13 protein-coding genes are annotated in these 16,135 nt (G+C 62.2%); 8 read left to right on the top strand and 5 right to left on the bottom strand.

The genetic code is table 11. The annotated features are described in order from the left end of the window. Window positions 1–58: 58 nt before the first annotated feature. The 3 genes from ngg to mnmC all read right to left on the bottom strand — a co-directional run bounded on the left by ngg (window position 59) and on the right by mnmC (window position 5,825). Window positions 59–1,804, bottom strand: coding sequence for an N-acetylglutaminylglutamine synthetase (ngg, locus tag CAF74_RS00935; protein ID WP_085745027.1), 1,746 nt, complete (start codon window positions 1,802–1,804; stop codon window positions 59–61). 3 nt (window positions 1,805–1,807) lie between these two features. Beyond that, entirely contained in the window at window positions 1,808–3,580 is a 1,773-nt protein-coding gene (locus tag CAF74_RS00930; RefSeq protein WP_085745026.1) for an N-acetylglutaminylglutamine amidotransferase, read from the bottom strand. Window positions 3,581–3,842: 262 nt separating this feature from the next. Then, window positions 3,843–5,825, bottom strand: a complete 1,983-nt coding sequence (gene mnmC / locus CAF74_RS00925; protein WP_085745025.1) for a bifunctional tRNA (5-methylaminomethyl-2-thiouridine)(34)-methyltransferase MnmD/FAD-dependent 5-carboxymethylaminomethyl-2-thiouridine(34) oxidoreductase MnmC — start codon at window positions 5,823–5,825, stop codon at window positions 3,843–3,845. Window positions 5,826–5,998: 173 nt separating this feature from the next. On the opposite strand from mnmC, the gene pap reads away from it, so the two are divergent. Both pap and CAF74_RS00915 read left to right on the top strand, forming a co-directional pair. After that, window positions 5,999–7,513, top strand: coding sequence for a polyphosphate:AMP phosphotransferase (pap, locus tag CAF74_RS00920; protein WP_085745024.1), 1,515 nt, complete (start codon window positions 5,999–6,001; stop codon window positions 7,511–7,513). A 102-nt stretch (window positions 7,514–7,615) separates the two neighbouring features. Further along, window positions 7,616–8,800, top strand: coding sequence for a thiolase family protein (locus CAF74_RS00915; protein ID WP_085745023.1), 1,185 nt, complete (start codon window positions 7,616–7,618; stop codon window positions 8,798–8,800). Here the strand turns inward: CAF74_RS00915 and CAF74_RS00910 are convergent. After that, window positions 8,797–8,997, bottom strand: a complete 201-nt coding sequence (locus CAF74_RS00910; protein WP_085745022.1) for a DUF6316 family protein — start codon at window positions 8,995–8,997, stop codon at window positions 8,797–8,799. The genes CAF74_RS00915 and CAF74_RS00910 overlap by 4 nt on opposite strands. 215 nt (window positions 8,998–9,212) lie before the next feature. On the opposite strand from CAF74_RS00910, the gene CAF74_RS00905 reads away from it, so the two are divergent. Then, complete coding sequence (locus CAF74_RS00905; protein WP_085745021.1) at window positions 9,213–10,172, top strand: DMT family transporter; 960 nt, start codon at window positions 9,213–9,215, stop codon at window positions 10,170–10,172. Between the two features lie 36 nt (window positions 10,173–10,208). On the opposite strand, the gene CAF74_RS00900 is transcribed toward CAF74_RS00905, so the two are convergent. After that, window positions 10,209–11,603: a class II fumarate hydratase gene (locus CAF74_RS00900; RefSeq protein ID WP_039770582.1), complete on the bottom strand. Its 1,395-nt coding sequence runs from the start codon at window positions 11,601–11,603 to the stop codon at window positions 10,209–10,211. A gap of 193 nt (window positions 11,604–11,796) precedes the next feature. On the opposite strand from CAF74_RS00900, the gene CAF74_RS00895 reads away from it, so the two are divergent. The 5 genes from CAF74_RS00895 (at window position 11,797) to CAF74_RS00875 (ending at window position 16,134) form a co-directional block, all read left to right on the top strand. After that, entirely contained in the window at window positions 11,797–12,315 is a 519-nt protein-coding gene (locus CAF74_RS00895) for a DUF2059 domain-containing protein (protein ID WP_007950895.1), read from the top strand. A gap of 12 nt (window positions 12,316–12,327) precedes the next feature. Further along, window positions 12,328–12,627, top strand: coding sequence for a BolA family transcriptional regulator (locus tag CAF74_RS00890; RefSeq protein WP_007950896.1), 300 nt, complete (start codon window positions 12,328–12,330; stop codon window positions 12,625–12,627). A 117-nt stretch (window positions 12,628–12,744) separates the two neighbouring features. Then, the gene (locus tag CAF74_RS00885; RefSeq protein ID WP_011335384.1) at window positions 12,745–13,686 is read left to right on the top strand and encodes a rhodanese-related sulfurtransferase; all 942 of its coding nucleotides are present in this window, start codon (window positions 12,745–12,747) and stop codon (window positions 13,684–13,686) included. A 35-nt stretch (window positions 13,687–13,721) separates the two neighbouring features. Next, complete coding sequence (locus tag CAF74_RS00880; RefSeq protein ID WP_170929396.1) at window positions 13,722–14,324, top strand: DsbA family protein; 603 nt, start codon at window positions 13,722–13,724, stop codon at window positions 14,322–14,324. Next, window positions 14,317–16,134, top strand: a complete 1,818-nt coding sequence (locus CAF74_RS00875; protein ID WP_085745020.1) for an ABC transporter ATP-binding protein — start codon at window positions 14,317–14,319, stop codon at window positions 16,132–16,134. The genes CAF74_RS00880 and CAF74_RS00875 overlap by 8 nt, the downstream gene beginning before the upstream one ends. Window position 16,135 lies beyond the last annotated feature (1 nt).

Raw genomic sequence — 16,135 nt, 5'->3', positions numbered from 1 at the left:
AACTCCTGTTGCGGGGCGTCATTCGCGCGCTGAACGCGGGAATGACGCTGAAGAGAGATCAAACGGCCGGCTGACTGTGCGGAAACAACAGATCGACAAACCGCTCGGCCGTCGGTTGCGGCTCATGGTTGGCAAGACCCGCTCGCTCGTTGGCTTCGATGAAGACGTACTCTGGTTGATCCGCCGCCGGCACCATCAGGTCGAGGCCGACCATCGGAATCTCCAGCGCCCGAGCCGCGCGCACGGCGGCCTCGGCCAAGGTCGGGTGCAGAATCGCTGTGACGTCTTCCAGCGTGCCGCCGGTATGCAGGTTCGCCGTGCGCCGCACGAACAGATGCTCACCGGCCGGCAGGATGCTGCTGTAGTCGTAACCGGCCGCATGCAGGGTGCGTTGGGTTTCGTGGTCCAGCGGGATTTTGCTTTCGCCGCTGGTGGCTGCTTGCCGTCGCCGGCTCTGGGCTTCGATCAGCGCGCCGATGGAATGATGGCCATCGCCGACCACTTCCGCCGGCCGGCGGATCGCCGCTGCAACCACCTCGAAACCGATCACCAGAATCCGCAGGTCGAAGCCTTCGTGAAAGCTTTCCAGCAGCACGCGAGTGTCGAACTGCCTGGCCGCTTCGATGGCCTTCTGCACGTCCTCTATGGTCTGCAGATCCACCGCCACGCCTCGGCCCTGTTCGCCATCCAGCGGTTTGACCACCACTCGCTGGTGCTCATCGAGAAACGCCAGATTGTCGTCCGCATTCCCCGCCAACTGCTGCGACGGCACATTCAGTCCGGCGGCTTTCAATACTTTGTGGGTCAGGCTTTTGTCCTGGCACAGGTTCATGCTGATGGCGCTGGTCAGATCGCTCAGGGATTCACGGCAACGCACCCGGCGCCCACCATGACTGAGGGTGAACAGTCCGGCGTCGGCGTCATCCACCTGCACATCGATGCCGCGTCGATGGGCTTCCTCGACGATGATTCGCGCGTAAGGGTTGAACTGCGCCTCCGGCCCCGGACCGAGGAACAGCGGCTGGTTGATGCCGTTCTTGCGCTTGATGGCGAACGTCGGCAGGTTGCGAAAACCGAGTTTGGCGTAGAGATTTTTCGCCTGCCGGTTGTCATGCAGCACCGACAGATCGAGGTAGCTCAGACCGCGACTCATGAAATGCTCGATCAGATGGCGCACCAATACTTCACCGACACCGGGACGCGAGCACTGCGGGTCGACCGCCAGGCACCACAGGCTGCTGCCGTTTTCCGGGTCGTTGTAGGCCTTCTGGTGATTGAGGCCCATGACGCTGCCGATCACCGCGCCGCTGTCGTCGTCTTCCGCCAGCCAGTACACCGGGCCGCCCTGATGGTGCGGGGTGAGCAGGGTGGCATCGATCGGCAACATGCCGCGCGCCTGATACAGCTGATTGATCGCCTGCCAGTCCGCGTCACTTTGCGCACGGCGGATGCGGAAGCCGCGAAATACGCGGGTCGCCTGACGGTAATCGCTGAACCACAAGCGCAGGGTGTCGGACGGGTCGAGAAACAGTTGGGTCGGCTCGAGGCCGAGAATCTGCTGCGGTGCAGCAACGTACAACGCAATATCGCGCTCGCCCGGCTGTTCGTTGAGCAGTTCCCGGGCAAGGCTCGCCGGATCGGGAAAAGTGTGGCCGATCAGCAACCGGCCCCAGCCGCAATGCACCGCAATCGGCTCGGCGGCCGGCTCGCTGCCGTCCTCGGCCAGACGCGCCTGCAAGCGTTCGTAGGACGGTGTCTGACCGCGTAGTAGCCGTTGGCTGTAAGCCGTGGCGTGAGGTTTCATCGATCAGATTCCTTGTTCGCTGAGCCACAGGTTCAAAGCCGCCAGTTGCCACAGCTTGGAGCCGCGCAACGGGGTCAACTGGCCTTGTGGATCGGTCAGCAGTTTGTCGAGCATGGCGGGGTTGAACAGGCCGCGATCCTGACTCGGATCGAGCAGCAGTTCGCGCACCCAGTTGAGGGTATCGCCCTGCAAGTGTTTGAGGCCGGGCACCGGGAAGTAACCTTTCTTGCGGTCGATCACTTCGCTCGGGATGACCAGTCGCGCGGCTTCTTTCAACACTTGCTTGCCGCCGTCCGGCAGTTTGAATTTGCCCGGAACACGGGCCGACAATTCCACCAGTCGATAGTCGAGAAACGGCGTACGCGCTTCCAGGCCCCAGGCCATGGTCATGTTGTCGACGCGTTTGACCGGGTCGTCCACCAGCATCACCGTGCTGTCCAGGCGCAGGGCCTTGTCGACCGCCGCATCGGCGCCCGGCTGTGCGAAATGTTCCTTCACGAAGTCACCGGCAGCGTCATTGGCGGTCAGCCATTTCGGCTGCACCGTGGCGGCGTAATCGTCGTAGCTGCGGTCGAAAAACGCTTCGCGATAGGCCGCATACGGATCGGCCGCGCCGTCGACTTGCGGGTACCAGTGATAACCGGCGAACAACTCGTCGGCGCCCTGGCCGCTCTGTACAACCTTGCAGTGCTTGGCCACTTCGCGGGACAGCAGATAGAAGGCGATGCAGTCGTGGCTCACCATCGGCTCGCTCATGGCGCGGAACGCAGCGGGCAGTTGTTCGATAATTTCCCTTTCGTCGATGCGCAATTGATGGTGCTGAGTGCCGTAGTGCTTGGCGATCAGATCGGAATACTGAAACTCGTCACCGCGTTCGCCACCGGCATCCTGGAAACCGATGGAAAAGGTCGAAAGGTTCTCTACGCCGACTTCGCGCAGCAGGCCGACGAGCATGCTCGAATCGACGCCGCCGGAAAGCAGCACGCCGACATCCACTGCCGCCCGTTGGCGGATTGCCACGGCTTCGCGGGTGCTGTCGAGCACGCGGTCGCGCCAGTCTTCCAGGGTCAGGTTTTTCTCGTCGTCGTGTGGGCCGTAGGGCAGGGTCCACCAGGTTTTCTGCTCGGTGCTGCCGTCCGCTTCAATGCGCATCCAGCTCGCTGGCGGCAGCTTTTCGATGCCGGCCAGCAAGGTGCGCGGCGCAGGCACCACGGCGTGGAAATTCAGGTAATGATTGAGCGCCACCGGGTCGAGGATCGGGTTGATGTCACCGCCCTTGAGCAGCGCCGGCAGAGCCGAGGCAAAACGCAGGCGCTGGCCGGTGCGCGACAGGTACAGCGGCTTCACACCGAGACGGTCGCGGGCGATGAACAGGCGCTGGGCATCGCGCTCCCAGATGGCGAAAGCAAACATGCCGTTGAGTTTCGGCAGCAGCGCTTCGCCCCAGGCGTGGTAACCCTTGAGCAGCACCTCAGTGTCGCCGCCGGAGTAGAACGCATAACCGAGCGCTTCGAGTTCTGCACGCAGTTCCGGGAAGTTGTAGATCGCGCCGTTGAAGGCCAGGGACAGGCCCAGTTGGCTGTCGATCATCGGCTGCGCCGAGCCGTCCGACAGGTCCATGATTTTCAGGCGTCGATGGCCCAGGGCAATCGGCCCCTGGGCATGGAAGCCCCACGCGTCGGGGCCGCGAGGGGCCAGGTGATGGGTGATTCGCTCAATGGCTGCAAGGTCTGCAGGTTGTTGATCAAAACGTAACTCGCCAGCTAATCCGCACATAAAGTCCTTACCGGTTTTTCCGTTGGGGAGGGGCAATCTGGACCCGCCAAAAAGGGTGGGTACTCAGAGACTGACCCCGGCGCGGACGTCGGAGTTTTAGAACAATGAGTTATAAGGCGTGATGTGCCGACCGATGGCAGGCAAGGGAGCGAGGCGCAGAAGGGAGGAGTTGGAGGGTGTTGTGCTGCTTGGGTAGGGCTGCTCGAACAGCGGTCAGTCATCACGGGATTTGCCGAACCTGCAGAGTGCAGGCCGGCGTCCCTCAGGCCTTCCCGCGAATCAGTTCACGCAAGGCAAAACGGTTGGGATGACACGCCTCGGCCACCGCTCTTGGCAGCGGCAGCGGTTCATTGTCCAGCCACGCGGCCAGCAACTCGCCAGACAGTGGTGCAGTGATCAACCCGCGTGAGCCGTGGCCACTGTTGACGTACAGACCGTCCAGCCACGGGCACGGAGTGTCCGGCACTTGCCGGGCATCCTTGCTCAAGGCGCGATAGGCCGCGGTGAAGGCCTCGCGATCGGCGAGCGGGCCGACAATCGGCAGGTAGTCGGGGCTGGTGCAGCGGAAGGCGGCGCGGCCCTCAAGGCTGTCCGCGTCGAGTTCGCTGATGTGCAGGCGTGCGACCAGATCGGTGGAGATATCTTCGAGCATCGCCAGATTGCCCAGGTGTTCGGCGGTGGTCGGGGTCAGGTCGTCGTTATTGAAATCGAAGCTGGCGCCGAGGGTGTGTTCGCCAAAGCGTGCCGGTGCTACGTAACCTTCGGCGCAGACCACCGTGCTCAGCGCCTGACTTTGTGTGGTCTGCGCCAAGCAAGTGATCTGCCCGCGAATGCGCTTGAGGGGCAGGTCGGCGCTCTGGGCAAAACGCTTGATTTCGGCAGCACCCGCCAGCACCACGACGGGGGCTGTTGCGATCAATCGTTCACCGTCGAAGGCCTGCCACTGACCGTCAAGCTTGCGCAGCTCAATGGCTTCCTGATGGGTGAGCAGCGTGACGCCCGGTTGTGCGGCTTGCGCCTGACACAATGCGGGCGGATGCACCCAGCCGCCTTCGGGATAATACAAACCGCCATGGGCCAGACCGATCCCAGCGCGGGCCTGAGCGTCGGGTTGATCGAGCCATTGCAGAAGGTCTTCGGGAAACGCCGCCGCCAGTTGCGCCTGACGCTCGCGTTCCTTTTCATTGAACGCCAGTTGCAGCACGCCGCAGTCATCCCAGTCAGTACCGCGTTGCAGGGTTTCCAGCAGGCGACGGGTGTAGCCGAAACCGCTGACAATCAACTGCGACAGTGCGGTGCCGTGGGCGGACAGTTTCAGATACAGAACGCCTTGCGGGTTACCCGACGCTTCTTGTGCAACCGCGTCATGCCGTTCCAGCAGACTGACCTGCCAGCCCCGTGCTGCAAGGCTGGCTGCCGTGGCACAACCGGCCAGACCGGCGCCGATCACCAGGGCTCGACGGTCACCTGTCAACGCTGTTGGGCGGGCGAACCACGGTTTTGCCGCCGCAGGTGGCGCAACACCCTCGGGCCAGCCGAGAAATTCGCCGCGCAGGATTTCCCATTTGTGGCCGATGCCCGGCGTGCGTTTCATCTTGAAGCCGGCGGCGTTGAGCAAGCGCCGCACCCAACCGGTGCTGGTAAACGTGCTGATGGTCGAGCCCGGCGCCGCCAATCGCGCCAGTTCGGCGAACAGTTCGGCGGTCCACATTTCCGGGTTTTTCGCCGGGGCGAAACCGTCGAGAAACCACGCGTCGATCTGGCCATCCAGTTGCGGCAACTGCTCCAGTGCATCGCCAATCAACAGCGTCAGGGTCACATGACCGTTATCCAGAACAATGCGCTGGAAACCTTGATGAATTGCCACGTAATGCTTGAGCAACTGATCGGAGAATGGCTTCAGGTCAGGCCACAACGCCAGCGCCCGTTGCAGGTCGGCAGGGCTCAACGGAAACTTTTCGACGCTGACAAAATGCAGCCGCGCACCGGCCACCGCCTGCTGTTCGAACAACTGCCAGGCGCAGAGAAAATTCAGCCCGGTACCGAAGCCGGTTTCACCGATCACCAGTCGCCCACCCGCCGACAGCGCGGCAAAACGCTCGGCCAGACGGTTCTGTTCAAGGAACACGTAGCGGGTTTCATCGAGCCCCGACTGGTCGGAAAAATACACATCGTCGAACACTCGCGAACGCGGGCGTCCCTGGTCATCCCAGTCGAGTTGGGCGTGGGGCATTACAGGTTTCATGGCAGGCTCGGCAACGACAAGGCGGCCATTCTAGCCGATCACGCACGCGGCGCTTGATCCATGGCAAGCCTTGCTGACGATCACTCAAGGACAATCCGCCGCCGGCGGGAATTTCTGTGCCGCGCCAGAGCCCAATCCGCTAGTCTTGCTGAATCCTGGAAGGAGCCGTCCCTATGTTCGAATCCTCTGAAATCGGTCACGCCATCGACAAAGACACCTACGAAGCCGCCGTGCCCGCCCTGCGTGAAGCCTTGCTCGAAGCCCAGTTCGAGTTGCAGCAGCAGAAGCGTTTCCCGGTGATCATTTTGATCAACGGCATCGAAGGCGCCGGCAAGGGCGAGACGGTGAAGCTGCTCAACGAATGGATGGATCCGCGCCTGATCGAAGTGCGCACCTTCGACCAGCAGACCGACGAAGAGCTGGCGCGGCCACCGGCCTGGCGTTACTGGCGGATGCTGCCGGCCAAGGGGCGGATGGGGATTTTCTTCGGCAACTGGTACAGCCAGATGCTGCAGGGCCGGGTCCACGGCTTGTTCAAGGATCCACGTCTGGATCAGGCGATTGCCGGCGCCGAGCGCATGGAAAAGATGTTCTGCGATGAAGGCGCGCTGATCTTCAAGTTCTGGTTCCACCTGTCCAAGAAACAGATGAAGGCGCGGCTCAAGGCCCTGGCAGATGACCCGCTGCACAGTTGGCGCATCAGCCCGCTGGACTGGCAGCAATCGCAGACCTACGACAAGTTCGTCAAATACGGCGAGCGCGTGTTGCGCCGTACCAGTCGCGATTACGCGCCATGGCATGTCATCGAGGGTGTCGACCCGTACTACCGCAGCCTGACGGTCGGCAAGATTCTGCTCGAAGGGCTGCAAAACGCCTTGAAGCGTCCCGATGTGCATCCCCATGAGGTCAACGCTGCACCGTTGGGGACTTCCGTCGATCAGTTGAACCTGCTCGACAGCCTCGACCTGACCCAGCGTCTGGACAAAAAAGACTACGAAGAACAACTGATCACCGAGCAGGCGCGACTGTCGGGGCTGATGCGTGACAAACGCATGCGTCGTCACGCGCTGGTGGCGGTGTTCGAAGGCAACGATGCGGCGGGCAAGGGCGGTTCGATTCGCCGGGTCGCGGCGGCGCTCGATCCGCGTCAGTACAACATCGTGCCGATTGCCGCGCCCACCGAAGAGGAGCGGGCGCAGCCGTATCTGTGGCGGTTCTGGCGGCACATTCCGGCGCGGGGCAAATTCACCGTATTTGATCGCTCGTGGTACGGCCGGGTGCTGGTGGAGCGGGTCGAAGGCTTTTGCAGTACCGCCGACTGGATGCGTGCCTATGGCGAAATCAATGATTTCGAAGAGCAACTGGCCGACGCCGGGGTGATCGTGGTCAAGTTCTGGCTGGCCATCGACAAGGACACGCAGATGGAACGCTTCCAGGAGCGCGAAGAAATCCCGTTCAAGCGCTTCAAGATCACCGAAGACGACTGGCGCAACCGCGACAAGTGGGACGCCTATCGCGCCGCCGTGGGCGACATGGTCGACCGCACCAGCACCGAAATTGCGCCGTGGACCCTGGTCGAGGCCAATGACAAGCGCTGGGCCCGGGTCAAGGTGCTGCGCACGATCAACCGGGCGCTGGAAGAAGCGTTCGAGAAGTCCGACAAGCGAGCCAAGAAGCACAAGGACTGAACCGATGGGCCCGCATACGCGAGGTGAATGATTGTCGCGGTCGGCGATTGGGTGGACTTATGCTCGGTCCACTCTCAACCGACTGCAACAATGAGGTATGCCATGCGTGAAGTGGTGATCGTCGACAGCGTACGGACCGGCCTGGCCAAGTCCTTTCGCGGCAAGTTCAACCAGACCCGTCCCGATGACATGGCGGCCCATTGCGTCAATGCGTTGCTCTCGCGCAACGACATCGACCCGGCCAGCGTCGAGGATTGCATCGTCGGCGCCGGTTCCAACGAAGGCGCCCAGGGCTACAACATCGGCCGCAACGTGGCGGTGCTCTCGCAATTGGGCACCGGCACCGCGGGCATGACCCTCAACCGTTTTTGTTCCTCAGGCTTGCAGGCGATTGCGATTGCCGCCAACCAGATCGCGTCGGGTTGCAGCGACATCATCGTCGCCGGCGGCGTCGAGTCGATCAGCCTGACGCTGAAAAGTGTCAACACCGATCACCTGATCAACCCGCTGCTCAAGCAACAGACGCCGGGCATCTACTACACCATGGGCCAGACCGCCGAAGTGGTGGCGCGCCGTTATGGCGTCAGTCGCGAGGCGCAGGATCGCTACTCGCTGCAAAGTCAGATCCGTACCGCCCAGGCGCAGGCTGCCGGCCTGTTCAACGATGAAATCGTGCCGATGGCGGTGAAGTACCGTGTTGAAGACAAGAACAGTGGGGTGGTGCAGATCCTCGACGGCCTCGTCGATCGCGACGACTGCAATCGCCCGGACACCACCTATGAAAGCCTCGCCGGGTTGAAACCGGTGTTCGCCGAGGACGGTTCGGTGACTGCCGGCAACTCGTCGCAGTTGTCCGACGGCGCCTCGATGACGCTGGTGATGAGCCTGGAAAAGGCCCTGCAACTGGGGCTCAAGCCTAAGGCGTTTTTCCGTGGGTTCACCGTGGCCGGTTGCGAGCCGGATGAAATGGGCATCGGCCCGGTGTTCTCGGTGCCGAAGCTGCTCAAGGCCAAAGGCTTGCAGGTGGCGGATATCGATCTGTGGGAATTGAACGAAGCGTTCGCCTCGCAGTGCCTGTACGCCCGTGACAGGCTGGAAATCGACAACGAGAAGTACAACGTCAACGGCGGCTCGATTTCCATCGGCCACCCGTTCGGCATGACCGGATCACGGCAGGTCGGGCATCTGGTGCGCGAGTTGCAGCGGCGCAATCTGCGTTACGGGATCGTGACCATGTGCGTGGGCGGCGGGATGGGCGCGACCGGGTTGTTTGAGGCCGTACGCTAGTTCGACCTGCCAGAATCCATCAACTGCATCCGCGCGATGTACGCGCGGATTTCCTGCTCGGCTTTCTCGTGGCTGTCGAACGGCCCTTCGAGGGTGTTTTCCCGGGTGCTGAAATACAGTTCGCCGTTGACCCGGCACACGCGGTCGCTGCGAAAGTGCGTGGCGGGGGCGGTGTCCTGGGCGCGCATGCCTAACATGACGGGGTCTCCTTGGTGAGTGATGTCCCGGGCTGGATCCAAGAAGCTTATGCCTGAACCACTTACCTTGCCCGGCCGGCCGATCAACGGCCCATCGTCAATTTTCTGCTGCGACCTGCACAGTTTCATTTGCGGCTGGAGCGCAACTGTCCCTGTGTCGGGCAGGGACTGTGCGCCTAGAATGAGCGCTCCTGTCTCTGGCGCTTGGGGTTCTCATGCACGTTTCATCGGGTCGTTGGGTGTACGGCATGTTCCTGGCGTTGTTGACGGCGTTTCTGTGGGGAATCCTGCCGATCAAGCTCAAGCAGGTGCTGGTGGTGATGGACCCGGTCACGGTGACCTGGTTTCGCCTGCTGGTGTCCGGCGGCTGTCTGTTCCTTTATCTGGCGGCGACCAAAAGGTTGCCGAGTCGCAAAGTGCTCGGGCCGAAGGGCGGCTGGCTGGTGCTGATGGCGGTGCTCGGGCTGGTGGGTAACTACGTGCTGTACCTGATGGGCTTGAACCTGCTCAGCCCCGGCACTGCGCAACTCGTGGTGCAGATGGGGCCGATCATGTTGCTGATCGCCAGTCTGTTCGTGTTCAAGGAACGCTTCAGTATCGGTCAGGGCATTGGCCTGGCGGTGCTGTTGATCGGGTTTACGCTGTTCTTCAATCAGCGTCTGGCGGAATTGCTCACCTCTTTGTCTGACTACACCGCCGGTGTGTTGTTGGTGCTGCTGGCGTCGACGGTCTGGACCTTTTACGCACTGGGGCAGAAGCAACTGCTGACAGTATGGAATTCGCTGCAGGTGATGATGGTGATCTACCTGTTCTGCGCCCTGTTGCTGACACCTTGGGTGCATCCGCTCGAAGCGCTGTCGCTGAACCCGTTGCAGGGTTGGCTGCTGCTGGCGTGCTGCATGAACACCCTGATCGCCTACGGCGCATTTGCCGAGGCGCTGGCGCATTGGGAAGCTTCGCGGGTCAGCGCGACGCTGGCGATCACGCCGTTGGTGACGTTCGGTGCGGTGGCAGTGGCGGCGGGGGTGTGGCCGGAGTATGTGCATGCCGAGCAGATCAATCTGCTGGGGTATGGCGGGGCGGTGCTGGTGGTGCTGGGTTCGGCGCTGGTGGCGCTCGGGCCTTCGCTGATTGCCGGGCTCAAGGCCCGGCGGGCGAAACTGTTGGTCGGATGACCTTCCCGTGCCGGGCACGGGAAGGATCGGGATGACTCAGCCCTTGGCCCCGGCCTCGATCATGTTCTCCGGCCGCACCCAGGCATCGAACTCTTCATCGGTCAGATAACCCAGCTCCAGCGCCGCTTCACGCAGAGTCTTGCCTTCGCTGTAGGCCTTCTTGGCGATTTCCGCCGACTTGTCGTAGCCGATGTGCGGGTTCAGCGCCGTTACCAGCATCAGGCCGCGTTCCAGATGTTTCGCCATGACTTCGGCGTCCGGCTCAAGCCCGGCGATGCAATGCTGCTGGAAATTGCTGCAGCCATCGGCCAGCAGGCGGATCGATTGCAGCAGGTTATGGATGATCACCGGTTTGAACACGTTCAGTTGCAGGTGACCCTGACTGGCGGCGATGCCGATCGCCACATCGTTGCCCAGCACCTGACAGGCGAGCATCGACAACGCCTCGCACTGGGTCGGGTTGACCTTGCCGGGCATGATCGAACTGCCCGGTTCGTTGGCCGGCAGGCGCACTTCGGCAAAACCGGCACGCGGACCGGAACCCAGCAGACGCAGGTCGTTGGCGATTTTCATCAGCGCCACGGCGAGGGTTTTCAGGGCACCGGACAGCGTAGTCAGTGGCTCATGGCCGGCGAGGGCGGCGAACTTGTTCGGTGCGGTGACGAACGGCAGGCCGGACAACGCCGCCAGTTCAGCGGCAATCGCTTCGCCGAAACCGTGCGGCGAGTTGAGCCCGGTGCCGACCGCGGTGCCGCCCTGCGCCAGCTCGCAAACTGCCGGCAGCGCCGCGCGAATTGCCCGTTCGGCGTAATCCAGCTGCGCTATGAAACCGGAAATCTCCTGGCCGAAGGTGATCGGCGTGGCGTCCATCATGTGGGTGCGACCGGTTTTCACCAGTTTCATGTGTCGCGCCGACAGTTCGGCCAGGCCGCCCGACAGCTCGGCGATCGCCGGCAACAGTTGGGTCTGCACCGCTTGCGCAGTGGCGATGCTCATGGCGGTGGGGAAGCAGTCGTTGGAGCTCTGCGAGCGGTTGACGTGATCGTTGGGGTGCACCGGCGTCTTGCCGCCGCGCGGGTTACCGGCCAGTTCGTTGGCGCGGCCGGCAATCACTTCGTTGGCGTTCATGTTGCTTTGGGTGCCGCTGCCGGTCTGCCAGACCACCAGCGGGAACTGGTCGTCATGCTGGCCGTCGAGCACTTCGTCAGCGGCCTGTTCGATCAGGCGGGCGATGTCGGCAGGCAGATCGCCGTTGCGGTCGTTGACCCGGGCCGCGGCTTTCTTGATCAGGGCCAGGGCGTGCAGTACCGGCAAAGGCATGCGTTCCTGGCCGATGGCGAAGTTGATCAGCGAGCGTTGCGTCTGAGCGCCCCAGTAAGCGTCGTCCGGGACCTCGATCTGGCCCAGGCTGTCGGTTTCGATACGGCTCATCGTGCACACTCCTGTTGGTCTGTTTGCGCAGTTTAGGCCCGTGCCGGCCCGGGTGGTTCCCTGCGGCCGATTGTTGACCGGCAAATCCCCGCCAATCAAGCGCGGCAAGGCCCGGGGGTTGAGCCGCAGCGTTATTCAGGCGCAGAATGGTCGCCCTTGGGGTTTTACCTCGCCTAGCTGAAAAGGAAACTCGATGACTCGTCTTCGTGCCATCTGCACCGCGGTTGCCCTGGTTTGCGCCAGCGGCCAGGTGCTTGCCGATACCGCCAGCCACAACGCCAGTGCCGAAGCTTTCCTGACCCTGGCGCACGCTGACAAGCTGGGCACTCCTGTGTACATGCAGGTTCAGCAAATGTTCGCCCAGCGTTTTGAACAGACCAAGGCGCCGGAATCCAAGAAAGCCGTTCTGGATACCTACCAGGCCAAGGCCAACGCCGCTCTGGATCAGGCCATTGGCTGGAACAAGCTGAAACCGGACATGGTCAAGCTCTACACCAGCAACTTCAGCGAATCCGAGCTCAAAGACCTGGTCGCGTTCTACCAGTCGCCACTGGGCAAGAAAGTCCTGGAAAAAATGCCGCAGCTGACCCAGCAATCGGCCCAGATGACCCAGGCCAAACTGGAAAGCGCCGTACCGGTGGTCAACAAGCTGCTGGACGACATGACCAACGAGCTGGCACCGAAAGGCGCGGCTCCGGCCAAGAAGAAGTAAGCGGAGTTCGTGATGACCATGCAACAACGCATCGAATCGACGCTGGCGCTGCTTCAGCCTGAGCATCTGCAAGTGCTGGACGAAAGCCACATGCACAGTCGCGGGTTGCAGACCCACTTCAAGGCAGTGGTGGTCAGTGCGCAGTTCGAAGGCCTGAACCGGGTCAAGCGCCACCAGAAAGTCTACGGCACGCTCGGCGAGCTGATGGGCGAGTTCCATGCGTTGGCGCTGCATACCTACACCCCGCAGGAATGGGCAGAGACAGGCGTCGCTCCGGCGTCGCCGACCTGTGCCGGCGGCAGCAAGCATTGAGCCTTGCAGCAATGAACTGAGGTTTTTTGCTAGAATCCGCAACGCGCCGCTCACCCGGCGCGTTTTTTTTCGCATCCGGTTCACCCTTTACGAGGGTAGCCACCTGGAGAAATACCCATGACACAACCGATTGTCGTGGCGGCACTGTACAAGTTCGTCACCCTCGAAGATTACGTCAACCTGCGCGAGCCTCTGCTGCAAGCGATGGTCGACAACGGCATCAAAGGCACCTTGCTGATCGCCGAAGAAGGCATCAACGGCACGGTGTCCGGCAGCCGCGAAGGCATCGACGGCCTGCTGGCCTGGCTGCGCAACGATCCGCGCATGGTCGATATCGATCACAAGGAATCGTACTGCGACGAGCAGCCGTTCTATCGCACCAAGGTCAAGCTCAAGAAAGAGATCGTGACCCTGGGCGTCGAAGGCGTCGACCCGAACAAGAAGGTCGGCACCTACGTCGAGCCCAAGGACTGGAACGCGCTGATCAGCGATCCGGAAGTGCTGCTGATCGACACCCGCAACGATTACGAAGTCTCGATCGGCACCTTCGAAGGCGCCATCGATCCGAAAACCACCAGTTTTCGCGAATTCCCCGACTACATCAAAGAACACTTCGACCCGGCCGTGCACAAGAAGGTCGCGATGTTCTGCACCGGCGGCATTCGCTGCGAAAAAGCTTCGAGCTACATGCTTGGCGAAGGCTTCGAAGAGGTTTACCACCTTAAGGGCGGTATCCTGAAGTACCTCGAAGAGGTGCCGCAGGAAGAAACCAAATGGCAGGGCGACTGCTTCGTCTTCGACAACCGCGTGACCGTGCGTCATGACCTGAGCGAAGGCGACTACGATCAGTGCCATGCGTGCCGCACCCCGGTCAGCGTTGAAGATCGCGCCTCCGAGCATTACGTGGCCGGCATCAGCTGCCCGCACTGCTGGGACACCCTGAGCGAGAAGACTCGCCGCAGTGCGATCGACCGCCAGAAACAGATCGAACTGGCAAAAGCGCGCAACATGCCACACCCGATCGGCTACAACTATAAGCAAGCATCCACCGAGGCTTAATCATGTCTGCACGCCTGCTCTATGTGATGGATCCGATGTGTTCGTGGTGCTGGGGATTTGCCCCGGTCGCCAAAGCATTGGTGGAGCAGGCGCAGGCAGCCGGGGTGGAACTGCACCTGGTGGTCGGCGGGTTGCGCACCGGCAGTGGTGCGGCGCTGGAGCCGACTACCCGGCGCTACATTCTCGAACACTGGCAGGCGGTCACCGAGGCCACCGGACAGCCGTTCAAGCTGGAAGGCGCGTTGCCGGACGGCTTTGTCTACGACACCGAACCTGCCTGCCGGGCCATCGTCACCGCGCGCAGCCTGGCACCGGATTGCGCGTGGAAACTGGTCGGGTTGATCCAGCACGCGTTTTACGCCGAAGGTCGCGATGTCACCCAGGCCAGCGTTCTGGTGGAGCTGGCAGAGCAGGCCGGCGTCCCGCGCATCGAATTTGCCGCCCTGTTCGATCATGCCGATCAACACAAGGCGACCCAGGCCGATTTCAGTTGGGTGCAAGATCTGGGCATCGCCGGATTCCCGACCCTGCTCGCCGAGCGCAACGGCCAACTGGCGTTGCTGACCAACGGCTACCAGCCGCTCAGTGAACTGTCGCCGTTGCTCGGTCGATGGCTGGAGCGCGCGGCCTGTGTCTGACCCGGCCGATGACGCGCCAGCCGTCAAGCGTGTCGACCGGCTGAGCTGGGCTGAAGTCCGGCGACTGGCACTTCATCACAAAAAATCCCTGTGGATCGCCAACGGCGTGGCCGTACTGGCGACGCTGTGCAGCGTGCCGATTCCTCTGCTGTTGCCGTTGCTGGTGGACGAAGTCCTGCTCGGCCACGGCGATGCCGCGCTGAAAGTCATGAACCACGTGCTGCCCTCAATATGGCAGCAAGCGGCGGGCTACATCGGCCTGATGCTGGTGGTGACGCTGACCTTGCGTTGCAGCGCCCTGTGTTTTGGCGTGTTGCAGGCGCGGTTGTTTGCGCGGCTGGCCAAGGACATCGTTTATCGCATTCGCGTGCGTTTGATTGAACGACTCAAACGGATCTCCCTCGGCGAATACGAAAGCCTCGGTAGCGGCACGGTCACCACGCACCTGGTCACCGATCTCGATACCCTCGACAAGTTTGTCGGCGAAACCCTCAGCCGTTTCCTGGTGGCGATGCTGACGCTGGTCGGTACCGCCAGCATCCTGATGTGGATGCACTGGAAGCTGGCGCTGCTGATCCTGCTGTTCAACCCGCTGGTGATCTACGCCACCGTGCAGTTGGGCAAACGGGTCAAGCACCTGAAGAAACTGGAGAACGACAGCACCTCGCGCTTCACCCAGGCGCTGAGCGAAACCCTCGATGCGATCCAGGAAGTGCGCGCCGGCAACCGGCAGGGCTTCTTCCTCGGACGGTTGGGTCTGCGTGCGCAGGAAGTGCGCAACTACGCGGTTAACTCGCAGTGGAAGACCGATGCGTCGAACCGCGCCAGTGGTCTGCTGTTCCAGTTCGGCATCGATATTTTCCGCGCGGCGGCCATGTTGACGGTGTTGTTCTCCGACCTGTCGATCGGCCAGATGCTCGCGGTGTTCAGCTACCTGTGGTTCATGATCGGCCCGGTCGAACAACTGCTGAACCTGCAGTACGCCTATTACGCGGCGGGCGGTGCGCTGTCGCGGATCAACGAACTGCTGGCCCGCGCCGACGAGCCGCAATACCCCGGCGGCGTCGACCCGTTCAAGGGCCGCGATACCGTCGGGATTCAGGTGCAGGGTCTGAGCTTCGGTTACGGCGACGAACTGGTGCTGGATCAGTTGAACCTGTCCATCGCGCCGGGCGAGAAAGTGGCGATTGTCGGCGCCAGTGGCGGCGGCAAAAGTACCTTGGTGCAATTGCTGCTGGGCCTTTACACGCCACTGGCCGGGACGATCCGTTTCGGCGGATCGACCCAGCAGGAAATCGGCCTGGAAACGGTCCGGGAAAACGTGGCTGTGGTGTTGCAACATCCGGCGCTGTTCAACGACACCGTACGCGCCAACCTGACCATGGGCCGCACCCGCAGCGATGAAGCCTGCTGGCAGGCACTGGAAATCGCCCAGCTCGAACCCACCATCCGCGCCTTGCCGGACGGGCTGGACAGCATCGTCGGCCGCGCCGGCGTGCGTCTGTCCGGCGGTCAGCGCCAGCGTCTGGCCATCGCGCGGATGATCCTCGCCGAACCCAAAGTGGTGATCCTCGACGAAGCGACGTCAGCACTCGACCCCGCCACCGAATACAACCTGCACCAGGCCATGGCGCGCTTTCTCCATGGCCGCACCACGCTGATCATCGCCCACCGCCTGTCAGCGGTGAAGCAGGCGGATCGGGTGCTGGTGTTCGACGGCGGGCAAGTGGCCGAAGACGGCGACCACCAGCAACTGATTGCCGATGGCGGGTTGTACGCCAAGCTTTATGGGCATTTGCAGAGGTTGTAGA

Source organism: Pseudomonas sp. R45(2017) (genome assembly GCF_002112305.1).
GTDB classification, from domain to species: Bacteria; Pseudomonadota; Gammaproteobacteria; order Pseudomonadales; family Pseudomonadaceae; genus Aquipseudomonas; species Aquipseudomonas paraglycinae.
Note: the sequence above shows the minus strand (reverse complement) of the source record. Positions and strands in the feature narration are given on the sequence as shown.

Coding starts and splice junctions, on each gene's coding strand:
- ngg (WP_085745027.1), bottom strand. CDS start 1,804: ATGAAACCTCACGCCACGGCTTACAGCCAACGGCTACTACGCGGTCAG.
- CAF74_RS00930 (WP_085745026.1), bottom strand. CDS start 3,580: ATGTGCGGATTAGCTGGCGAGTTACGTTTTGATCAACAACCTGCAGAC.
- mnmC (WP_085745025.1), bottom strand. CDS start 5,825: ATGAAACCTGTAATGCCCCACGCCCAACTCGACTGGGATGACCAGGGA.
- pap (WP_085745024.1), top strand. CDS start 5,999: ATGTTCGAATCCTCTGAAATCGGTCACGCCATCGACAAAGACACCTAC.
- CAF74_RS00915 (WP_085745023.1), top strand. CDS start 7,616: ATGCGTGAAGTGGTGATCGTCGACAGCGTACGGACCGGCCTGGCCAAG.
- CAF74_RS00910 (WP_085745022.1), bottom strand. CDS start 8,997: ATGTTAGGCATGCGCGCCCAGGACACCGCCCCCGCCACGCACTTTCGC.
- CAF74_RS00905 (WP_085745021.1), top strand. CDS start 9,213: ATGCACGTTTCATCGGGTCGTTGGGTGTACGGCATGTTCCTGGCGTTG.
- CAF74_RS00900 (WP_039770582.1), bottom strand. CDS start 11,603: ATGAGCCGTATCGAAACCGACAGCCTGGGCCAGATCGAGGTCCCGGAC.
- CAF74_RS00895 (WP_007950895.1), top strand. CDS start 11,797: ATGACTCGTCTTCGTGCCATCTGCACCGCGGTTGCCCTGGTTTGCGCC.
- CAF74_RS00890 (WP_007950896.1), top strand. CDS start 12,328: ATGACCATGCAACAACGCATCGAATCGACGCTGGCGCTGCTTCAGCCT.
- CAF74_RS00885 (WP_011335384.1), top strand. CDS start 12,745: ATGACACAACCGATTGTCGTGGCGGCACTGTACAAGTTCGTCACCCTC.
- CAF74_RS00880 (WP_170929396.1), top strand. CDS start 13,722: ATGTGTTCGTGGTGCTGGGGATTTGCCCCGGTCGCCAAAGCATTGGTG.